The sequence below is a fragment of the Thermus sp. FJN-A genome, assembly GCF_054655095.1.
Window position 1 is genome coordinate 1 of the sequence record NZ_BAAHSC010000329.1, and the last position, 236, is coordinate 236.

The window sequence follows — 236 nt, forward strand, 5'->3', positions numbered from 1 at the left end:
CCCCCTTGACACAGGTGCTTTGGTCTGGTAGTTTTTTCTTTGCGCTGCCTGGATGGTGGCGGGGGATCTTGAAAGCTGGGGTGGATGGATAGGAGCCCAGGGCCACGTGTGGAGCGTGGTCTTTGAGGGTCAAGATGCTAAGGGCCCACGGTGGATGCCTTGGCACCCGAGCCGATGAAGGACGTGGCTACCTGCGATAAGCCAGGGGGAGCCGGTAGCGGGCGTTGATCCCTGGA

At 61.0% G+C, this 236-nt stretch carries 1 rRNA gene; it reads left to right on the plus strand.

The features are described from left to right. Positions 1-127 precede the first annotated feature (127 nt). Positions 128-236, plus strand: a 23S ribosomal RNA gene (locus ACYQ0J_RS13945); the annotation flags it as partial.